Origin of the sequence: Microbacterium sp. B35-30 (assembly GCF_010634855.1) — a bacterium.
Classification (GTDB): Bacteria; Actinomycetota; Actinomycetes; order Actinomycetales; family Microbacteriaceae; genus Microbacterium.
Genome location: NZ_MWLQ01000009.1, coordinates 23,636 through 44,344, shown reverse-complemented (window position 1 = coordinate 44,344; position 20,709 = coordinate 23,636). Strand labels below are relative to the sequence as shown.

General features: G+C 70.4%; 19 protein-coding genes. 6 read left to right on the top strand and 13 right to left on the bottom strand.

Features of this window, described 5'->3' with window-relative positions; genetic code table 11:
- The 11 genes from B2K11_RS04035 to B2K11_RS03985 all read right to left on the bottom strand — a co-directional run.
- The coding region (locus tag B2K11_RS04035) for an NAD-dependent epimerase/dehydratase family protein (RefSeq protein WP_239525702.1) at positions 1-807 on the bottom strand (807 nt) is incomplete at its 3' end.
- Complete coding sequence (locus B2K11_RS04030) at positions 804-1,940, bottom strand: bile acid:sodium symporter family protein (RefSeq protein WP_163616990.1); 1,137 nt, start codon at positions 1,938-1,940, stop codon at positions 804-806. The genes B2K11_RS04030 and B2K11_RS04035, both read right to left, overlap by 4 nt.
- The gene (locus B2K11_RS04025; RefSeq protein WP_163616989.1) at positions 1,937-3,349 is read right to left on the bottom strand and encodes an NAD(P)/FAD-dependent oxidoreductase; all 1,413 of its coding nucleotides are present in this window, start codon (positions 3,347-3,349) and stop codon (positions 1,937-1,939) included. Before B2K11_RS04025 ends, B2K11_RS04030 begins: the two co-directional genes overlap by 4 nt.
- Before the next feature lie 146 nt (positions 3,350-3,495).
- The gene (locus B2K11_RS04020) at positions 3,496-4,218 is read right to left on the bottom strand and encodes a TSUP family transporter (RefSeq protein ID WP_163616988.1); all 723 of its coding nucleotides are present in this window, start codon (positions 4,216-4,218) and stop codon (positions 3,496-3,498) included.
- Positions 4,219-4,499: 281 nt separating this feature from the next.
- The gene (locus B2K11_RS04015; protein WP_163616987.1) at positions 4,500-5,300 is read right to left on the bottom strand and encodes an alpha/beta hydrolase; all 801 of its coding nucleotides are present in this window, start codon (positions 5,298-5,300) and stop codon (positions 4,500-4,502) included.
- Between the two features lie 45 nt (positions 5,301-5,345).
- Positions 5,346-6,500 (bottom strand): mannitol-1-phosphate 5-dehydrogenase, encoded by a 1,155-nt coding sequence (locus tag B2K11_RS04010; RefSeq protein WP_163616986.1) that lies wholly within the window; start codon positions 6,498-6,500, stop codon positions 5,346-5,348.
- Positions 6,500-6,937 carry a PTS sugar transporter subunit IIA gene (locus tag B2K11_RS04005; protein WP_163616985.1) on the bottom strand — a complete coding sequence of 146 codons (438 nt, stop codon included), beginning with the start codon at positions 6,935-6,937 and terminating at the stop codon, positions 6,500-6,502. Before B2K11_RS04005 ends, B2K11_RS04010 begins: the two co-directional genes overlap by 1 nt.
- Positions 6,938-7,110: 173 nt before the next feature.
- Positions 7,111-8,667, bottom strand: coding sequence for a PTS mannitol transporter subunit IICB (locus B2K11_RS04000; protein ID WP_163616984.1), 1,557 nt, complete (start codon positions 8,665-8,667; stop codon positions 7,111-7,113).
- Positions 8,668-8,707: 40 nt separating this feature from the next.
- Positions 8,708-10,399, bottom strand: coding sequence for a phosphoenolpyruvate--protein phosphotransferase (gene ptsP / locus B2K11_RS03995; protein ID WP_163616983.1), 1,692 nt, complete (start codon positions 10,397-10,399; stop codon positions 8,708-8,710).
- A gap of 2 nt (positions 10,400-10,401) precedes the next feature.
- Positions 10,402-10,680, bottom strand: coding sequence for an HPr family phosphocarrier protein (locus B2K11_RS03990; RefSeq protein ID WP_163616982.1), 279 nt, complete (start codon positions 10,678-10,680; stop codon positions 10,402-10,404).
- A gap of 97 nt (positions 10,681-10,777) precedes the next feature.
- The gene (locus B2K11_RS03985) at positions 10,778-11,134 is read right to left on the bottom strand and encodes a PTS sugar transporter (RefSeq protein WP_163616981.1); all 357 of its coding nucleotides are present in this window, start codon (positions 11,132-11,134) and stop codon (positions 10,778-10,780) included.
- 244 nt (positions 11,135-11,378) lie between these two features.
- Between B2K11_RS03985 and B2K11_RS03980 the strand changes: the two genes are divergently transcribed.
- Positions 11,379-13,328, top strand: coding sequence for a PRD domain-containing protein (locus tag B2K11_RS03980; protein ID WP_163616980.1), 1,950 nt, complete (start codon positions 11,379-11,381; stop codon positions 13,326-13,328).
- A 138-nt stretch (positions 13,329-13,466) separates the two neighbouring features.
- Here the strand turns inward: B2K11_RS03980 and B2K11_RS03975 are convergent, their stop codons facing one another.
- Positions 13,467-14,048 carry a hypothetical protein gene (locus B2K11_RS03975; protein ID WP_163616979.1) on the bottom strand — a complete coding sequence of 194 codons (582 nt, stop codon included), beginning with the start codon at positions 14,046-14,048 and terminating at the stop codon, positions 13,467-13,469.
- A gap of 632 nt (positions 14,049-14,680) precedes the next feature.
- Positions 14,681-15,265: a GNAT family protein gene (locus B2K11_RS03970; protein ID WP_163616978.1), complete on the bottom strand. Its 585-nt coding sequence runs from the start codon at positions 15,263-15,265 to the stop codon at positions 14,681-14,683.
- Positions 15,266-15,432: 167 nt separating this feature from the next.
- On the opposite strand from B2K11_RS03970, the gene B2K11_RS03965 reads away from it, so the two are divergent.
- From B2K11_RS03965 to B2K11_RS03945, 5 genes are all read left to right on the top strand, one after another.
- Entirely contained in the window at positions 15,433-16,998 is a 1,566-nt protein-coding gene (locus tag B2K11_RS03965; protein ID WP_163616977.1) for an ABC transporter substrate-binding protein, read from the top strand.
- Between the two features lie 72 nt (positions 16,999-17,070).
- Positions 17,071-18,030 carry an ABC transporter permease gene (locus B2K11_RS03960; RefSeq protein ID WP_163616976.1) on the top strand — a complete coding sequence of 320 codons (960 nt, stop codon included), beginning with the start codon at positions 17,071-17,073 and terminating at the stop codon, positions 18,028-18,030.
- Entirely contained in the window at positions 18,027-18,899 is an 873-nt protein-coding gene (locus B2K11_RS03955; RefSeq protein ID WP_204259999.1) for an ABC transporter permease, read from the top strand. Before B2K11_RS03960 ends, B2K11_RS03955 begins: the two co-directional genes overlap by 4 nt.
- A complete protein-coding gene (locus B2K11_RS03950; protein WP_163616975.1) occupies positions 18,896-19,777 on the top strand; it encodes an ABC transporter ATP-binding protein in 882 nt (293 codons plus the stop codon). The genes B2K11_RS03955 and B2K11_RS03950 overlap by 4 nt, the downstream gene beginning before the upstream one ends.
- Positions 19,774-20,682 (top strand): ATP-binding cassette domain-containing protein, encoded by a 909-nt coding sequence (locus B2K11_RS03945; RefSeq protein WP_163616974.1) that lies wholly within the window; start codon positions 19,774-19,776, stop codon positions 20,680-20,682. The genes B2K11_RS03950 and B2K11_RS03945 overlap by 4 nt, the downstream gene beginning before the upstream one ends.
- Positions 20,683-20,709: the final 27 nt, after the last annotated feature.

Sequence of the window (20,709 nt, the reverse complement as noted above, 5' to 3'; positions counted from 1 at the left end):
CCGGCCGTCGCCGGCGACGTTGTAGACGCCGCGAGGACCGTCCGTCGCGGCGCGTGCCATGGCGCCGGCGACGTCGTCGACCCACACGAACACGAACGGCGACTCCGAGCCGCGCACCGCCAGCACCGCGCGGCCGTTCCAGAGGGCGGTGATCTGGTTCTGCACGGTGGGTCCGAGGATCGTGCCGATGCGGAACACCACCTGCTCGAGCTCGGGATGCGCGACGCGGTAGGCGGCGAGCAGCTGCTCGACGAGGCGCTTGTGCTTCGAGTACGCGAACTCGTCGTTGCCGCGCACCGGGTCGGACTCGCGGAGCCACTCGGGGCTGTCGGGGTGGTAGCCGTAGGCGGCACCCGACGACGACACCACGATGCGCCGCACACCCGCCTCGACGCAGGCCTCGAGCACGTGGCGGGAACCGTCGACGTCGACGCGGTACTCCAGATCGTGGTCGCGGCCGGGGTTCACGATCGCGGCGAGATGCACGACCACGTCGATGCGGTGGCGCTCGAGCAGCGGCACCAGCCCTGCGGCGCGCGTCACGTCGCACTCGTCGTAGATGACGCCCTCGATCGGATGCTCCGGCCGCCGCACGTCGCCCGCCACGACCAGTTCCACGTCGGGGCGCGCGACCAGCGCTGCGGCCACGTGGGATCCGAGGAAACCGGCGCCCCCGGTGACCAGCACCCGCACACGCTCGTTCGCGGTGTGGCGCGCGGCGCGATCGACCACCGTGATCGGCTGCGTCGAGAGGCTGCTGAGCGCGGCCGCGGCGCGCGCCGCGCCGGTGTGCCCTGTGCGGCTCACTCCGGTGCTCCCGCGGGCGCGCCCGAGTCCGAGCCCGACCCCGACCCCGCGCCCGAGCCCGAGCCCGACCCCGCGCCCGAGCCCGAGCCCGGCCCCGAGCGCGACCCCGACCCCGACCCCGAACCGAAGTCCGACCCCGACCCCGCGCCCGAGCTCGAGCCCGCGTCGGAACCCCGGGCCGCGGCATCCGTTCCCCGCAGCGCGTGGCGTGAGGCGTCCCCCTTGGCCGAGCCGGTCCGGCGGCGGGTGTGCCGGGCCCACAGAGCGGCGACGGCGAGGCCGGCGATGATGTCCCAGATGCCCCACCAGCCGGCGACGATGGCCATCCCGCCGAGGCCTCCGAAGAACGTGAAGACGAGACCGAGCCCGAGGCCGGCGTTGCGGATGCCCACCTCGAAGGTCATGGCCTTGCGCTCGCGCGTGCCGAGACCGCCGACGACGGCGGTGGTGTAGCCGGTGGCGAGCGCGACCGCGTCGTGGATGGTGACGACGAGCACGATGATGCCGAGGAACGCCACGAAGTACGTCCAGTTGCCCGCGAGGGCGGCCACGATGAAGCCGACGAGCGCGAGCAGCGAGAACCACTTCACCCACGGCTGCACCCTGCGGGCGAAGGCGGGGAAGCGGTGCCGGATGAACAGACCGAGGGCGAACGGCACGCCGATGATGAGCAGGATGTCGCCGAGCATCACCCAGGGGTTGAGCTCGACGGCGACCAGCAGCTCGCTCGCGGTCGGGTGCAACGACCCCCAGAAGGCGACCGAGAGCGGCAGCACGAAGATGTAGAGGAGGTTCGACACCGCCGTCATCGACACCGACAGCGCCACGTTGCCGCCGGAGCGGTGCGTCAACACCTGCGAGATGTTCCCGGGCGGGCAGCAGGCGACGAGGATCATGCCGAGCGCCATGGACGGCGTCACCGGCAGGATCAGGGTGAGCCCGAAGGTCACGGCCGGCAGCACGACGAGCTGCGCGATGATCGCGATGACGAACGGCTTCGGCTTGCGGGCGACGACCTTGAAGTCGTCGAGCGTGGTGTCGAGCGCGATGCCGAACATGATCAGCCCCAGCACCACGTTGAGCAGGACGAGCGTGCCCGGATTGAAGTTGAGGAGAACGTCGTCCGGGTTCATACGGTCACCTTCTTCGACGAGGGCCTACGCACGGATGCCGACATCCTTCGGTCCCTGAGCCTGTCGAAGGGGCCGCCCCGCGACGTCGGCGCCGCGGCATCCGTCTTCAGCATCCGGGTGGCGGCGCGTACGGCACCGCGGTAGGCGTCTTTGTTGACGTAGTACGACATGCGCTCGAGGCCGAGGTAGTGGTAGCCGCCGGTGAGGTCGGGCCACGGCTCGCCGGCCACCCGCCGGCGGAAGGCCGCGGCGCGCTCGGGGTGCCGCTCCAGCGCCGCGAGGTAGGCGGCGATGAGCTCGGCCTGCTCGTAGCGGCCCTGCCAGCCGATTCCGGATGCCTCGATCATGCCCATCACGTACAGCCCGTTGAACGACGGGGTGAACGCGTTGAGGTACAGGCGCGGCGCCATGCCGGTCCACGCGAGCTCGCCGCGATCGACGAACGGGTAGTCGAGCTTGTACCCGGTCGCGAGGATCACGGTGTCGTACTCCGAGGAGGACCCGTCGCGGAAGCGGACGGCGCGGCCGTCGAAGCGGTCGATGTCGGGCACGATGCGCAGGTCGCCCTGGCCGAGGTGGTTGAGGATCAGGGTGTTGACGATCGGGTGCGACTCGTAGATCTTGTAGTCGGGCCTCGGGAAGCCGAACCGCACCGGGTCGCCGGTGAACGCGCGGAGCACCCGGGTGTCGACGAACTGCTTGATCCGTGCGGGCAGCGGTCGCCCCTGGTTGAGCGTGTCGGACGGCTTGCCGAAGAGGTACCGGGGCACGAAGTAGTACCCCCGCCGCACACTCATGTCGACGGAGGCCGCATGGTGCACCGCGTCGACCGCGATGTCGCAGCCGGAGTTGCCGGCGCCGATGATGAGCACGCGCTTGCCGGTGAGCTGTGACGCCGACTTGTACGCGCTGGTGTGCAGGAGCTCGCCGGCGAACGCGCCGCGGAACGCGGGAACGTTCGGCTCGGCCAGCGTGCCGTTGGCGAGGATGACCCCGTCGTACCGCTGCTTCAGCGGCTCGCCGGCGTCGGAGCCGGCGGCAGCGGTGGCTTCCAGCATCCATCCGCCGTCGTCGGTGCGCTCGAGGGAGGTGACCTTCGTGTCGAAGCGGAAGCGGTCGGTGAGCCCGAAGTGGTCGGCGAAGTCGCGGAAGTACGCGATGAGCTCGCGGTGGCTCGGATAATCGGCGGTCGTCCGCATGGGGAACTCGGCGAACTCGGTGGTGGTCCGCGACGAGATGAGGTGGGCCGACTCGTACATGGTCGAGCGCGGGTTCTCGATGTCCCAGAGGCCGCCGACCCCGCGGGACGCCTCGAAGCCGTCGAACTCGATGCCGGCCTTCTGCAGGGCACGGGCAGCAGACAGGCCAGACGGCCCGGCGCCGATGACGGCGTAGCGATGGTCGCTCATTGATCCTCACGTTCGTCGATGCGCACGTCCTCGTGCCGGCGTGACGATTCCGCCGACAGAACACTAAGCGTGAAGCAGCATTAACCGAAATCGAGTGTGCTCACGCCCCTGCGCGCCGGCACGACCGCCGCCGAGGGCGGAACCTCTCAAAGGAACAGTGCCAGGATGCCGCGCACCAGCACCACCGTCGCTCCGGCCCAGGCGAGCACGAGCATCGCCGCTCGGGCGATGCGCGGCGAGACGTTGCGGGACAGGATCGTGCCGATCGCGATGCCGGCGATCGTCGCGACGACGAGGGTGCCGACATCCTCGGCGGGGGAGACCGGGAGTCCGCGCAGCGCCACGGACACCACACCGAACACGGTGAAGATCAGCTGCGCGCTCGCCGCGAAGCTGCGCTGCGGCCATCGGTCGCCGACCGCGTAGGCCGCGAGCGGCGGGCCCGACAGGCCGCTCGCGACATGCATGAACCCGGCGGCCGAGCCTGAGACCACGGCGCCCATGCGTCCCGTCAGTGACGCGGAGAGGGCCGAGATCCGTCCCGCCAGCAGCGCGAGGAACGCCATCGCCGCGATGAGGAGCAGGAGGGCGGCGTCAGGCAGCAGGTGCACGAGCAGCGCACCGAACGGCGCGGCGACGATGCCGGGCCAGATGAGCCACCACGAGCGACCCCAGTCGATCTGCCGCCAGACCAGGGGGATGGCGACGAGGGACGCGACCAGCGCCAGCAGCACGCCGAGGGTGACGCCCTCGACCGGTCCGTACAGCAGGACGATCGGGCCGACCAGCACCAGCACGAAGCCGAGCCCGGTGATGCGCTGGATGACGGCAGCGACGAAGGCTGCGATCGCCGCGAGGATGACGGTCACGGGGTTCCAGTCTAGGCGGCGGGCGCGGGTCGTTCAGCCCGGTGTGGCCGGTGTGGCCGGTCGGCTCAAGGCGTTTCGTCTCGGTCGCTGGCGCTCCCTCGCTCAACGACCGGGTGGGTACCCGGTCGTCGAGCGAGCGAGGGACGAGCGAGACGAGACGCCCGGGACGCGGTCGAAACGTCAGCCCGCTTCGTCTCCGGGCGCGAGAGCGCCCTCAGCTCAACGACCGGGAAGCTCGAAGCGCCTCCGCTCAACGACCGGGAAGCTCGACGCGCCTTCGGTCAGCGACCGGCCGTGGTGAGGGCGAAGGGGCCGACGAGTTCGGTGAGCTGGTCGCGCATGTCGTCGTCCGAGATCGTGGGAGTGCCGTCGCCCGGCTGCGGGCCGTAGTCCCCGAACGACGCGTGGCTCGCGCCCTCGATCTCGTGCATCTCCGCGTCGTCGGGGAGGAGGGGCCGCGCGTCGGCGATCTTCTCCGATGTGGAGAGCCCGTCCTCGCTGCCCGCGACGCTGATCACCGGCAGCCCGGACGCCGAGAGGTCGTTCGCGCAGTACGACCCGAACAGGGCGAGGCCGTCGGCATCCGTGGCCAGCTGGCACGCCCGCACGCCGCCGAGCGAATGCCCGCCGACGAGCCAGGTGTCGACGCCCGTCGCGAGGTCGGTGAAGGCGGACAGCGGCCGCAGGTCGAAGAACGCGAGGTTCAGCCAGGGCTTCGTGATGACCACGGTGACGCGGTCCTCGGCGACGAGTCCCGAGAGCTTGTCGGCGTAGGCCCAGGGGTCGACCTTCGCGCCCGGCACGTAGACGAGGCCGACGTCGGCGGACTCGCCGGCGGGTGCGAGCACGATGCCCGCGTCGGTGTCGGTGATCTCGATCGCGGCGTTCGACCGCACCTCGGCGAGCGGCTCGGGCTCGGCGGCCATGACGCCGACCTGGCTCCAGATCACGATGCCGACGATGCCGAGCACGATGAGAGCGCCCAGCGAGCCGAGGATCCACCACACCACCCTGAGGCCGCGCCGGCGGGTCTTGACGGTCGGCTCGGCAGTGGGTTCAACAGTGGGCTCGCTCGGGGTCACCGGAAGAGCGTAGCCCGGCCCGAGCGGCCCAAGCTGCGAACGCGATCAGCCCGCGAGTTCCGCCTGCCGCGCCGCGACGACGGCCTCGACCTTCGGGAAGAGCGGATGCCCCGGCTCGAGGCCGGTCACCGATGCGGTGAAGGTCGCGGCATCCTGTTCCCGCAGCATCCGCTGCAGGTCCACCGACTGTGCGTCCTCGCTGTCGTCGAACGCGAGCGCTGCCCCGATCGCGGCGACCAGCGCATCGACGCCGAGTCCGCGCTCCGCCGCTTCGGCGGCGGGGCCGACGAACCGCTCGTGCCGCGACAGCTTGCGCAGCGGCTGCCGGCCGACCCGCCACACCGTGTCGGGGAGGGCCGTGTTGCGGAAGCGACGCAGGATCGTGGCGCGGTACGCCGCGAGCTCCGCCGCGTCGAGCCCGTGCTTGGCCTCGAGGAGCGCCGAGGTCTCTTCGAGCGCCGCCTCGACTCGCGCGGCGAGCGCGGGATCCGACAGCGCCTGGGCGATGCCCTCGACCCCGGCCCGGGCGCCGAAGTACGCGGTCGCCGCGTGGCCGGTGTTGACCGTGAACAGCTTCCGCTCGATGTAGGGCGCGAGGTCGTCCACGAAGTGGGCGCCCGGGATGCGGGGCGGGTCTTCGCCGAACGGCTGCCGCTCGATCGCCCATTCGTAGAAGGGCTCGACGGTGACGTCCACCCCTCCGCCTTCGGGCTGGCCGGGCACGATGCGGTCGACGGCGGTGTTCGCGAACACGGCGCGGGAGGCGAGCGCGTCCCACGCATCGCCGGCGAGCAGCCTGATCTCCTCATGGAGCAGATCGGTGGCGTTGATGGCGTTCTCGCACGCCATGATCTGCAGCGGCGGACTCGACGGATTCCGCAGCGCCAGTCCGGCGACGATGTGAGGCGCGACGAACTTCAGGATCGTCGGCCCGACGGCGGTCGTGACGACGTTCGCACTCGCGATCTCCTCGACGACCCGCTCAGGATGCTCGGCGCTGTTGATCGCCCGGAAGCCGGTGACCACCGTGTCCTTGCCGCCCTCGCCCACCTCGTGCACGGTGTACCGGGACGCGTGGTTGATCGCGTCGACGAGCGGGGCGGCGACATCCGAGAAGACGAGCTCGTACCCGCCCTCATGCAGCAGCAGGCCGACGAAGCCGCGGCCGATGTTGCCGGCGCCGAAGTGGATGGCCTTCATCAGACGCCTGCCGCGGACACCAGGCCGTACAGCTCTTCCGGTGTCTGCGCCTGCTTGAGGCGCGCGACGTCGTCCTCCTCCGAGAAGAGGATCGCGATCTGCGACAGGATCTCGAGGTGCTCGTCGCCCTTGCCGGCGATGCCGACGACGAACGTCACCGGGTTGCCGTCCCAGTCGACGCCGCCGTCGTAGCGCACCACGGACAGCGCGGACTCGAGGATCTCGCCCTTCGTCTCGTTCGTGCCGTGCGGGATCGCGAGCTCGTTGCCCATGTACGTCGACACGGTCTGCTCACGCTGCAGCATGGCGTCGTAGTAGGCCCCCGTGACGGCGCCGGCCGCCTGCAGGATGTCGGCGGCCTCCTTCATGGCCTCGTCGCGCGTGGCGCTGCCGGAGTGGATGCGCACCTGGCCGATGCTCAGAACCTCGCGTGCCATGTCTTCGCCTTTCCCGCTGTCTTGTCGTACTGGCTGTCGTGTTCACTTGTCGTGCTCAGGGGAACGGATGCCGCCCCCGCCGTTCGCGCCGGCTGCCGCGTGATGGCGCGGCCGGAGCGAGGGCGATGGGGCCGAGGGCATGAAGCGCCCGCCCGGCCCCACCGCGGTCTCAGCTACGCACCATCCTCGTGCTGCGCGCGGACCAGGTCCACGACCTCGTCGTAGCGCGGCGAGTTCATGAAGTTGTCCACCGACACGTGCACCGCGCCGGGCGTCTTCTGACGCGCCCGCTCGGTGAGCTGGTTCTGCGTGATGACCAGGTCGGCCGAGGCGTCCAGGTTCGCGATCGCCTTGTTGACGACCGTGACGTCCTCGATGCCCGCCTTCTTGATCTTGTTGCGCAGCACGCTGGCGCCCATCGCCGACGAACCCATGCCGGCGTCGCACGCGAACACGATGCTCTTGATCTCGCGCTCGGTCATCGTCGCCGGCTCGATGCCGCCCTCGACTCCGGTGGCGGCACCGCCGCGCAGGCCGGTGAGGGCGTCGGACGACTTGCCCTTGGCCGCCTCGGTCTGCGTGATCGCGGCGCCGAAGGCGTCGTCGGTCGCCGCCATCGCTGCGAGGTCGCGCTTGCGCGAGGCCCGCAGGATGAGGGCGGCGATCAGGAAGGTGACAGCAGCGGAGAGGACGACCGACAGGATCACCGCGAAGTACGCGCCCTGCGCGGTCTGTGCGAGCACCGCGATGATGCTGCCCGGGGCCGCCGGCGCGCGCAGCGCACCGCCCAGCAGCATGTTGGTGGTGACACCGGTCATGCCGCCGCCGATGAGGGCGAGGATCAGGATCGGCTTCATCAGCGCGTACGGGAAGTACACCTCGTGGATGCCGCCGAAGAACTGGATGACCGCCGCGCCCGGCGCCGAGGCGCGTGCGGCGCCGAGCCCGAAGAACGTGAACGCGAGCAGCAGGCCGACACCCGGTCCGGGGTTCGCCTCGAGGAGGAAGAGGATCGAGGATCCGGTGTCGGCGGCTTCCGAGACGCCGAGCGGCGTCAGCACGCCGTGGTTGATGGCGTTGTTGAGGAAGAACACCTTCGCCGGCTCGATGATGATGCTGGTGAGCGGCAGCAGGTTGTAGTCGACCAGCCAGTTCACGGCGTTGCTGAGCACCTGCATGATGCCGTTGACGAGCCAGGCGATCGGGTAGAACCCGACGATGGCCATCACGAAGCCCCAGATGCCGGCCGAGAACATGTTGACGAGCATCTCGAAGCCCGCCTTGATCTTGCCCTCCCACAGGCTGTCGAGCCACTTCATCGAGTAGGCGGCGATCGGCGCCATGATCATCGCGCCGATGAACATGTGCACCTGGCCCAGCTGGTTGTCAGCGGGCAGGTCCGCGTTGATCTGCGCGATCAGCAGGTCGGAGCCGGCGATCGCGCCCATCGTCGCGATCGACGCCACCACCCCGCCGCGGATGCCGTAGATGATGCTTCCGCCCGTATAGGCGATCAGCAACGGGAGCAGGTAGTGGATGAACGGGCCGACGATCGTCGCGAGGTCGGCGTTGGGTGTCCAGCCGACTCCGATGAAGAACGCCGTGAAGATGCCCCACGCGATCAGCGCGGGGATGTTCGGCATGATCATGCCGGACAGGAACGTGCCGAAGCGCTGGACTCCGACCCGCGCCTTGCTGGTGCCCGATGCGGGCACTGACGCCGTTGTCATTTTGCTGTCTCCTTCTCTCGTCGCCGCAGCTGCGGGCGGCCTATCGGGTGGCCGCCGTCTGGGCGGTTGTGGGTGTGGTGCCGCTCGCCGCCTGTTGCGCTGCGGCCCGAGCGGATGCCGCGTCCGACGCGGCGAGGGCGGCTGCGGCGATGTCGCGTGCCTGGTCGATGGTGTGCTTCAGCAAGGTGGCGCGCACGTCGGCGAGGGCCGTCGGGGCCATCGACAGGCTGGTGGCGCCGAGGCCCACGAGCACCACCGCCAGGAGCGGATCGGCTGCGGCCTCGCCGCAGATGCCGACGGGCTTGCCGTGCGCCCGACCGGCGTCGCCGACCTCCCGGATGAGCCGCAGCACCGCGGGGTGCCACGGGTCCTGGAGCGAGGCGACCGACCCGAGCAGCCGGTCGGCGGCCATCGTGTACTGCGTGAGGTCGTTGGTGCCGATCGACGCGAAGTCGGTGTACGACAGGATCCGGTCGGAGAGCAGGGCGGAGGACGGCACCTCGACCATGACGCCGGCGGTCTTGATGCCGTAGTCGCGCGCGATGTCGGTGAAGTACTCGGCCTCCTCGACGGTCGCCACCATCGGCGCCATCACCCACAGATCCGCGTCTGTTGCGGCATCCGCGTCGGCCAGCGCCGTGAGCTGCTCGCGCAGGATGTCCTCACTGGCTCGTAGGGCCCGGATGCCGCGGAGGCCGAGCGCCGGGTTCTCTTCATGGGCGTCGTTGAGGAACGCCAGCGGCTTGTCGGCCCCGGCGTCGAGCACGCGCACGACCACCTTCTTGCCGGGGAACGCCGAAAGGAGCTGCGTGTAGGCCTCGCGCTGCTGCTCGACCGTGGGAGCCTGGGCCGAGCTCAGGAAGAGGAACTCGGTGCGGAAGAGTCCGACGCCCTCGGCGCCGAGCGCCACCGCGTCGATCGCGCCCTCGGGCTTGCCCAGGTTCGCGAGCAGCGGCACCGGTGTGCCGTCGGCGAGGGCGCCGTCGGTGATCGGCGCGGACGACGCGGACGCGCGGTCTTCGGCGCGTCGCAGCGCCCGCTCGAGCTCGTCGGACGTCGGTGCCGTCGTGACGACGCCGGCGGCGGCATCCACGATCACGGTCTCGCCGTCGCGGAGGTCCTTGGCGTCGACCGCGCCGACGATCGCGACGATCGACTTCTCGCGGGCGAGGATCGCCGTGTGCGAGGTCGGGCCGCCCTCGGTGGTCACCAGGGCGAGCACCTTGTCGAGGTCGAGGAGGGCGGTGTCGGCCGGTGCGAGATCCTTCGCGACGAGGACGAACGGATGCCCCGGGTCGGGCACACCGGGAGCAGGCTCCCCGCGCAGCCGGGCGATGACGCGCTGCGCCACGTCGTCGAGGTCGGCCGCGCGCTCGCCGAGGTAGCCGCCGAGCGCCGTGAGCTGATCGCGGAACGACGCGAAGGCGTCGAACACGGCGAACTCGCCCGTCTTGCCCTGGGCGATGCGGGCGCCCACCTCGTCGGCGAGGCTGGGATCCTCGGCCATCATCGCCTGCGCCTCGAGCACCTCCTGGGCGGCGCCCCCGGCCTGCACGCCGCGGGCCTCGAGTTCGCGCGCGACGGTGGCCACGGCATCCGCCACGCGTGCCTTCTCGTCGTCGGCGCTCAGCGTGCTGGGCGCGTCGGTCGGAGCCGGCGCCGGTTCCGCCATGCGCGCGACGGGCCCCTGGGCGACGCCGAGGCCGATTCCCACACCTCGCAGCTCGGTCATGTTCACGCCTCCGCGTCGTGGTCGGTGGTCAGGAGTTCGGCGAGCGTGTCGAGCGTCGCCTCCGCGTTGTCGCCGTCCGCGGTGAGCGTCACGTAATCGCCCCGCTCGACGCCCAGCGCGATCACGCCGAGGATGCTTGCCGCGTTGACGGGGCTTCCCGCGTCCTTCGCGATCGTGACCGGGATGCCGGCGTTCTTCGCCGCCTGCGCGAACAGCTTCGCCGGCCGGGCGTGCAGACCGTGCGCCGATCCGATGCGGACGGTGCGGGAGATGGGTGGCATGTTGTCGACCCCTTTTCTGGTTTCTGGTTCAGGACTGCTCTGTCGGTGCGGGTCTGTCTGGCCGTGCGCGCTCTGTCTGCGGGGGCTCGGGTGGGGGTCAGTCCGGGCTTTCGGGCCCTGCCGCATCCGCGGCCGGGAGCGGCCCCCCGAGGCTCCCGGTCGCGGCGCGGACCAGCGCGAGGGTGCGGGTGCCGTCGCGATCTCCGAAGATGTCGGACGGCAGCAGCACGACCGTCGTGCCCCGTGCAGCGGCATCCCGTTCGATGCGCTCCAGCGCGTGAGCGAGATGCGGACCGACGAGGACGACGTCCGCGGCATCGAGGTCGATGGGCAGCGACTGCTCGGTGCCGGCGAAGGCGGAGTAGTCGAGGCCCTCGGCGTGCGCCGCATGGCGCACACGCTGAGCGACGAAGGTGCTCGAGGCACCCGCTCCGCAGACCACAAGGATCCTCATCGACCCGCCTCCTCAATGGCCATTCTTGTGAGAACGCTGAGAGGGGACAACCACTCCTTCTTCCACGGGGGCGGAAACGCACTGTGTCGTGCGGCGGGTTCGGGGCGTTTCGTCTCTGTCGCTGGCGCCCCCTCGCTCAACGACCGGGGATGGGGGCTCCCGGCGCTGGTTTCGGTCGTTGAGCGAGCGAAGCGAGACGAAACGCCTCGGGCCGGCGCCGACGTGCGCGTGGTTGACTGGGCAGGTGACCCGGGCCCGGCAGGATCGTGTGCTCGGACTGCTCCTGCGCGACGGCGACTGGGTGACGGCATCCGCCCTCGCCGACGCCCTGGGCGTCACCCCCCGCAGTATTCGGTCGTACGTGACGGCGGCCAATGCCCGCGTCGCCCCGGGCGTCGCGGTCGAGTCGGGTCCTCAGGGGTACCGGGCCGGTTCCGAGGCCGCCGCAGCCCTCCGAGTCGGCGGCGACGCCGGCACGCCCCGCGACCGCCTGCACACGCTGGTGCGGGCCCTCCTCGACGCCGCCGACGGCATCGAGGTGTTCGAGACCGCCGAAGCGCTGCACGTCTCGCCCGCGACGCTCGACGCCGACCTTGCGCGGGTGCGCGGCCTGCTCGGCGGTACCGAGCTGACCCTCGAGCGCTCCGCATCGCGTGCCCGGCTGCGCGGCACCGAGGGCGCCCAGCGACGGCTTCTCAGCAAGCTCGCGCATGACGAGATGGATGCCGGATCCTTCGACCTCTCGGCCCTCCGGCGCACGCTCGGCGAGGGGTCGGTCGGTGCCCAGGCGTTCGGGCCGTTCAAGACCGAGCTCGTCGCGCGGCTCGGCGAGCTGGGCTGGTTCGTCAACGAGTTCGGCATCGCCGACGTGGTGATGCACATCGCGATCGCGGCGGACCGCACCGCGCGGGACCGCCCGCTCGACGCCGTCGGCGCCGAGGGCGCTGGCGCGCGTGACCGGCCCACGCAGACCCAGGTGGCGGCGATCATCGCCGACCTGTCGGAGCGGCACCTCCAGGTGCAGCTCGGCAGTGCCGACCTGCAGCATCTCGCCACCCTGGTGCTCACGCGCGTCGTCGCACCGGACGGGCTCGAGGGCGCGGCATCCGCCACCGCGCCGTCCACCCTCGATCCCGAGGTCGAGACGGCGGTGCACGACGTCGTGAGCGCCGCCGCCGAGGAGTTCCTGGTCGACATCGCCCACGACGACTTCGTGGCGCGGCTGGCCCTCCACGTGCAGAACCTGCTGCACCGCGCCCGCGAGCAGGCGTGGTCGCGCAACCCGCTCACGCGGTCGCTGAAGTCGACGTATCCGATGATCTTCGAGGTGGCGGTCTTCATCGCGAGCCGCCTGCAGCAGAGGCTGGGCATCCCGCTGCCCGACGACGAGATCGCCTACATCGCCATGCATGTCGGCGGCCGCCTCGAGCGCAGCCGCCGCGCCGACCAGCTGCTGACCGCGACCATCGTGTGCCCCGGGTACTACGACCTGCACGAGCTGCTGCGCTCGAGCGTCGACCGCTCGCTCGGGCAGGCGATCGAGGTCGTCGGCGTCGAGACGCGCGTCGATCCGGACTGGGCGTCGATCGACACCGACCTGGTGCTGACGACCATCGATCCGCCCGTGACGAATGAGCGGATCGTCCGCATCCAGCCGTTCCTGACCGACGGCGACGTCGAACGCGTGCAGGCGGCCGCGGGGCGCATCCGTCGTTCGCGACGGCTGGCGAGGCTGCGTGCCGAACTCGAGCGCTACTTCGAGCCGTCGGCCTTCGTGCGGGGGCTCGAGGACGCGGCCGTCGCCGGCGAGGAGGGTGTCATCCGCGCGCTCGGCGCATTGCTCCGGGAGCGCGGCGTCATCGACGCCGAGTACATCGAGCGCACGATCGAACGAGAGCGGCTCTCATCCACCGCGTTCACGGATGCCCTGGCGGTGCCGCATGCGCTGGAGATGACGGCATCCCGCACGGCCATCGCCATCGGCATCGCGGACCCGTCGATCCCGTGGGGCGACGGCCGCGTGCAGGTCGTGGCGCTCGTCGCCTTCTCGGAGACCGACCGCGAGGCGTTCCAGACCGTGTTCGAGCAGTTCGTCGAGGTGTTCAGCGAGCGCGACAGCGTGCAGCGGATCGTGCGCCGCGGCAGCGACTTCAACGCCTTCCTCGACGAGCTCGTCGCCGTCATCGACGGCTGAGCCCGGCATCCGGCGTTTCTTCTCGGGTTTGGGGCGCACTTCCTCCGTTGGGGCGGAGAATCTACGCCCCAACGGAGAGAACACGCCCCGAACCTCGCGAGCAGGGGACAGTCGGTCCCGCTCGGGGCGGCGGCGCTCTCAGGACAGAGGGCGGATGCCGAACGCCTCGAGCCGTGCGCCCAAGTGGGCGGCCGTGCGCAGGTGCGGCCATCCCCAGCGGGCGAAGCGGCGCTGGGTAGTCCCGCGGATCCAGTCCTCGCGCTGCTTCTCTTCGTCGAGTGCCTGCGACGACGTGCGCCCGTCGAGGAGTCGGCCGTCCACGTACTTGATCGCACCGTCGAACTCGCCGAGCGCGGCGATGTCCTCCAGGCCGAAATCGACGAAGTAGGTGGTGTTCCGTGGTCCTGCCACCGCCACCTGCAGCTGAATCGCTCGGAACCCCAGGTCGTGCAGGCGGATTCGACTGATGCTCTCGCCCGGAAGCTGCGCACGCCCGTCGGCGAACTCAAGCACACGCCGTGCGCGCGTCTGCCCATGCGCAGCTCGTCGCACGATCTCGAACACCCTCTGCCTGAAGTCCTCGGCGCCCTCGAGGTCGTACCGACCAGGGCCGGTCACGAACTGCTGGCGCAGCGCTGCGTCAGTGATGGTCACCCCCTGCTCGAAGGTGGTGGTGCGCGCGACATCGGCCACCGTGCGCATGAGCGAGGTGACGCGCATGCCCTCTAGCTCGACAACGTGGTCGTCGGGGAGTTCCCCGCGATGGCGTATGACCCCTGCGGCGGCACCGGGGCGCCCGGTGGCTGCGATCACATGGACGCGATCCCGGTCATGCGCGCGATACAGGGGCAGACCGTACACAGCGGCCGCCGTTTCGTGGGACACGACCGGAGGGATCGTTGAGACCGCCGTCAGTGCTTGGGCCCGTGCGACGGAGCGGGCTTCGGGTATCGCTGCATTCCACGCGTCGCCTCGCACGAACACGCCGGGCCGAACCTTGACCACTGATCCCGCACGGAGCGCCGCCGCCAGCCGGCGCGGGCTCACACCGAGCAGGACGAGATCGTGGTGACGCAGCAGACGCATCGGTGGCATGCGTCGAGCCTGCTCACAGCCCGCGCGGGTGCGGAGTCCCGTGGCGCTGATCGTGGAAAAGCCCCGTCGAGCCGCGAATAGCCGCGGTCGGGGAGGAGCGGGTGCTGCGGTCCCCGGGTGCAGCATCTGTCCCTCCTCTGGTTTGGGGCGCAGAATCTTCGTTGGGGCGGAGAATCTGCGCCCCAACGGAGAGAACGCGCCCCAAACCCGACAAGTGCCGCGGACCAGGGCAAGGGGACGGATGCCGCTGCGGCAGGTCAGCCGCGGGCGAGGCGCTCGGTGAGGCCGAGGCGCACTGCGGGCCACTCGTGGGGGAGGATCGAGAAGACCACGGTGTCGCGCAGTGTGCCGTCGGGGCCAAGGCGGTGGTTGCGCAGCACGCCGTCCTGGCGGGCGCCGAGGCGGGCGATCGCCGCGCGCGACTGAAGGTTGTGCCAGTGGGTGCGGAACTCGACCGCGATCGCGTCGCACGCCTCGAACGCATGGCCGAGCAGCAGCAGCTTCGACGCCGTGTTCACCGCGGTGCGCTGCGCCTCTCGTCCGATCCAGGTGTGGCCGATCTCGACGTGGCGGTTGGGCTGGTCGATGTTGCAGAAGGTGGTGGTCCCCACCACCCGCCCGGTGTCGAGGCGTCGCACAGCCCACGGATTCATGTGGCCCTCGTCGCGCCACGCCAGACGCTGTGCGATATCGGCGCCGACGCCCTCGGCACGCGGCACCGAGGTGTACCAGGTGTGCTCGAGACCGACGGCCGCCGCGGCGAGATCGGCTTCGTGCTCGGGCGCGAGCGGCTCGAGGCGCACGTACTCGTTCTCCAGCGCGATGGGCAGGGTGAGCAGCATGCTCTGAGCCTAGGGCTCGATGTGCATGTCACCGCGCCGACATACTTCGCAATTGTTCTGCCGATCGGCGCCTGCCTCTCACGGGCCGACCTAGGCTCGAACGGTGCGTTCATTCGGGCGCATGCACAGCGAAGAGGACTCGAACCACGATGAAGACCCAAGGGCTCATGAAGCCGAGACGGCGAGTAATCGCCCCCATCGCACTGGCACTGGCGGCGACCATCGGACTGGCTGCCTGCGCGCAGGGCGACGCGGCACCTGAGACGACCGGCGCCGAGGCGACCGGCCAGTTCACCTACGCGATCGCGAGCGACCCGACGTCGCTCAACCCAATCAACGTCGGCGACCGCTGGGGTCTGACCGTCACCAACCTCGTCTACTCGCCGCTCGCGCGGGTCGAGGGCGACGGCACGGTCGTGAACGAGCTGGCCGAGTCCATCGAGCCCGCCGAGGACGGCCTTTCGGTCACGGTCACGCTGAAGGAAGACCTCAAGTGGTCCGACGGAGAGCCGCTGACCGCCGACGACGTCGTCTTCACCTACACGAACAAGGCGGTGCGTGAGAACGGCAACGCCGACCTGCTGTACGTCGGCGACCAGCCCATCACGGCCGAGGCGGCCGACGAGCGCACCGTCGTCTTCCACCTGCCGAGCGTGAGCGCGGCGGCCCTCAGCAACATCGCGACCGAGACGTACATCATCCCCGAGCACGTATACGGCGACGTCACCGACTTCTCGGTGTCGGAGCTCGACCCGATCGCGGTCGGCTCGGGCCCTTACAAGCTCACCGAGTACGAGCGCGGCCAGTACCTCACGTTCGAGGCGAACGAGAACTACTACGGCGACGCGCCGAAGATCCCCGAGGTCACGCTGCGCATCGTGGCCGACGCCGACACCGTGAAGACGGCGCTGCAGACCGGTGAAGTGGACGCCTCGTTCGCGACGCCCGACCAGATCACCGAGCTCGAGGGCGCCGGACTGAACGTCTACCCGTACGCCGAGGGACGCGTCGCCTACGTCGGCCTCAACGCCGCGAAGCTCACCGACCAGAAGGTGCGCCAGGCGATCTTCTTCGCCCTCGACCGCGACGAGATCAACACCGGGGCGTTCCTGAGCGACGACTACTACGAGAGCGCGTACGCGATCCTCCCGCCGAGCAACGCGTTCGCGACGGACGACGTCGAGCAGTACGAGCAGGACGCGGATGCCTCGGCAGCCCTCCTCGAAGAGGCCGGCGTCTCCGACCTCTCGATCACGCTCGCGTACGCCGGTGCAGATCCCGCGCAGACCACCGAGGCGACGCTCATCCAGCAGCAGCTGCAGGATGCCGGCATCACGGTCGAGCTGGCCGGCATCGAGCCGGCTGCGGTCTTCGAGGAGATCCAGAAGGGCGCCGAATCGCAGTACGACGCGTTCCTCGGCGGCTACATCATGGGCCAGGACCCGGACGCGTACAGCCTGCTGTATCGCACCGGCGCCTCGGCCAACTACTTCTCGTACTCGAACCCGGCCACGGACGCGCTGTTCGACCAGGGCGCCGTCGAGCTCGACCCCGAGGCCCGCAAGGCGGTCTACGCCGACCTGCAGGCGCAGATCGCCGAGGACGCGGTGGTCTTCCCGCTCGCCGACAACCTCAAGATCCTCGCGGTGAACCCGCGGATCGGCGGCGTCGACGACGCGAAGCTCGTGCCGATCTACACCCTCGAGAACTTCGGGCTGCTCACCGAGCAGTAAGGAACGAGTGGATGCCGGCGGCCGAGGTTCGGCCGCCGGCATCCATTTCGTCGTCCGCCCGAAAGGAGAACGATGGCGGTCTACATCCTGCGTCGTCTGCTGCAGGTCCTGCCGATGCTGCTGCTGGTGACGTTCGTCGTCTTCCTGCTGCTGCACGCGGCGCCGTATGACGTCGTCGATACGATCACGACGCCGCAGATGTCGGAGGAGACCCAGGCGGCGATACGCGCCCGCTACGGCCTCGACCAGCCCATCGTCGTGCAGTACGGACTCTGGCTCGCCAACGTGGTGCAGGGCGATCTCGGCTACTCGCTGGTGAGCCGGCATCCCATCGCCGAGGAGCTCGCCGCCCGCATCCCGAACACCATCCTGCTGGTGGCGCCCGCCTACGTCGCCGCTCTCGTGATCGCCGTGGTGCTCGGCCTGATCGCCGGCTCCCGCCGCGGCACCCTGATCGACAAGGCGATCGACGGCATCGCCGGCATCGGCATCGCCACGCCGTCGTTCTGGTTCGCGCTCCTGGTGATCTACGTCTTCGGGTACCAGCTGCGGTGGTTCCCGATCATCGGCATGCATTCGGTGGGCAAGCAGGGTGATCCCGTCGACTTCCTGATGCACTTCGTGATGCCGTTCCTGGTGCTCGTGGTGGCTTTCTTCCCCGAGCTCGCCCGCTACGTGCGCGCGGCCACGATCAGTCAGCTGTCGCAGGACTACGTGCTCGTGCAGCGCGGTTTCGGCGCCTCGCGCGGTCAGGTGCTCACGCGCCATGTCGGCCGCAATGTGATGCTTCCCATCATCACCCAGCTGGGCCTCGCCCTCCCGATCCTCGTGACCGGTGCCATCGTCACCGAGTCGATCTTCGGCTGGCCGGGCATCGGGCCGTACTTCCTGACGGCGACCCGCAGCCTCGACTACCCCGTCGTACTCGCTGTGCTGCTGCTGTCGGCGGTGCTCGTGATCGTCGGCAACCTCATCGCCGACATCCTGTACGTGGTCGTCGACCCGCGCATCCGGATCGGAGGGGGTTCATGACCGCCACCACGCCCAACGTCGCCGCCGCGATCGACGCGACCACGCTGGTGCACCGCACGCGCTCGTTCCGCTCGGTCGCGTCGCTGCTCGCGATCGCATTCCTCGTCGTCGTGGGCGCCGTGTCGCTCCTCGCGCCGCTGCTCCCGCTGGATCCGACCTCGACCGACCTCGCGATCCGCTGGCAGCCGCCGAGCGCCGCGCACTGGTTCGGCACCGATGAACTCGGCCGCGACTACTTCTCGCGCGTCGTCTACGGCGGGCGCATCTCGCTGACCGTCGGCATCCTGGCGATGACGGCAGCCACCGCGATCGGCGTCGTCGTGGGCCTTGTCGCCGGATACGCCGGCGGGCGGATCGACGACCTCCTCATGCGGTTCGTCGACTTCTTGTCGTCGATCCCGTGGATGGTGCTCGTGATCGTCGCCAGCGTGTTCCTCAAGCCGGGGCTCTGGACCATCATCTTCGTGATCGGCGTGTTCTCGTGGATGGCGACGGCACGCCTCGTGCGCGCCGAGACGCTGACCCTGCGGGAGCGCGCGTTCGTGCGGTACGCCCGCTACATCGGGGTGCGGCGCGAACTCGTGATGTGGCGGCACGTGGTGCCCGATGCCGCGCCGACGATCATCGTCGCCGCGACGGCCAGCATCTCGACCGCGATCCTCACCGAGTCGGCGCTGAGCTTCCTCGGCCTCGGCATCCAGCCGCCGATGGCGTCATGGGGGAGCCTCCTCGAGTCGGCGCAGGGCAGCCTGCAGACCGCGCCGTACCTGGCACTGATCCCCGGCATCCTGATCCTGCTCACGGTCCTGTCGTTCAACGTGCTCGGCGATGCGCTGCGGCAGTCGGTCAGCGAAGGAGGAGCGTCATGACGGTCCCCGATCCCGCGACCGCGTCGGCGGGTGCCCCGGGCGCAGCCGAGGATGTGCTGCCCCGCGGCGACGTGCTGCTGAGCGTCGAGGGGCTCGACGTCGACCTCCCCGGCCGCACCGGCGGCCAGGTCCGCGTCCTCGACGACGTCTCGTTCGAGGTGCCTCGCGGCCGCGTCGTCGGGATCGTCGGCGAGTCCGGCTCCGGCAAGACGATGCTGCTGCGCGCGCTCATGGGCATCCTTCCCGACGGTGCGACCCGGGAATGCCGGCGTGTCGTCCTCGACGGACGGGACATCACCGCCGCGGCGTCGAGCGAGCGGCTGCCGGCCGCGATGGTGTTCCAGGACCCGATGACCTCGTTCAACCCGCTCGTGCGGATCGGTGCGCACCTCGCCGAGGTCGCCCGGCGATTCCAGCGGGTCGGGCGGCGCCAGGCGACGGCGCTCGCCCGCGAGGCGCTCGTCGCGGTGCGCATCCCCGACCCCGACCGCGTGCTCTCGCGCTACCCGCACGAGCTGTCGGGCGGCATGCGCCAGCGGGCGATGATCGCGATGGCGCTTCTCGCGCGACCCGAGCTGCTTCTCGCGGACGAGCCGACGACGGCGCTGGATGCCACGATCCAGGCGCAGATCCTCGCGCTGCTGCGCGCCTTGCAGGCCGAGCGGGGGCTCACCGTGCTGATCGTGACGCACGATCTCGCCGTCGTCGCCGCCGTGTGCGACGACGTGCTCGTGATGAAGGACGGCCGCATCGTCGAGTCGGGCGATGTGGATCGCGTCTTCCGCGAGCCGCGGCATCCGTATACGCGAGAGCTCTTGGATGCCGCACCGGACGCACTGTCGTCTGAAGCGTCGTCGCCCGGGGAGGAGGACGCATGAGCGGGCAGGTGACAGACGACCTCGTGCGGGTCGACGGGCTCGTCAAGACCTTCCCCGTGCGCAATGCGTGGGGTCGCACGACGGGGACCGTCCGCGCGGTCGACGGCGTCGACCTCACGATCCGCCGCGGCGAGACGCTCGCCCTGGTGGGGGAGTCGGGCAGCGGCAAATCGACGCTCGGCCGCAGCATCCTGCAGATGGAAGAGCCGACGAGCGGCACCGTCACGTACGACGGCGTCGACCTCACGTCCCTCCCGCGCGCCCGCCGAGCGCCGTACCACCGATCGATGCAGGTCATCTTCCAGGACCCGTTCTCATCGCTGAATCCCCACCGCACGGCGCTGCAGAACGTCATGGAGCCGCTCACCGTGCTCGTCCCCGACGCCGACCCTCGCGCGCAGGCGATCGAGGCGCTCGCCGCGGTGGGGATCGACGGGGATGCCGTCCACCGGCGCCCGCGCGCGTTCTCGGGCGGTCAGCGCCAGCGCATCGTGATCGCGCGTGCCATCGCCGTGCGTCCCGGGTTCGTGGTGTGCGACGAGCCGCTCTCGGCCCTCGACATGTCGATCCAGGCGCAGGTCACCGAGCTGCTGCTGCGGCTGCAGCGGGAACTGGCGCTCACCTACCTCTTCATCTCGCACGACCTGTCCGTCGTGCGCGAGATCGCCACACGTACGGCTGTCATGAACCGTGGCCGCGTGGTCGAGCTCGGACCGACTGCGGAGGTCTTCGCGTCGCCGCAGCACGCCTACACGCGCCATCTGCTCGACGCCGCGCTGTCGACGGACCCGGCCCAGGCGCGGCGCAGGCTCGAACGCATCTCGACGCGACCTGAGCCGGTCGGCCTCGAGCCCGACGGCACGGTGCTCGCCGAGGTCTCACCCGGTCACTTCGTGCTCCGCTGACCGATGCGCGAAGCGTCGGTCGTGCGG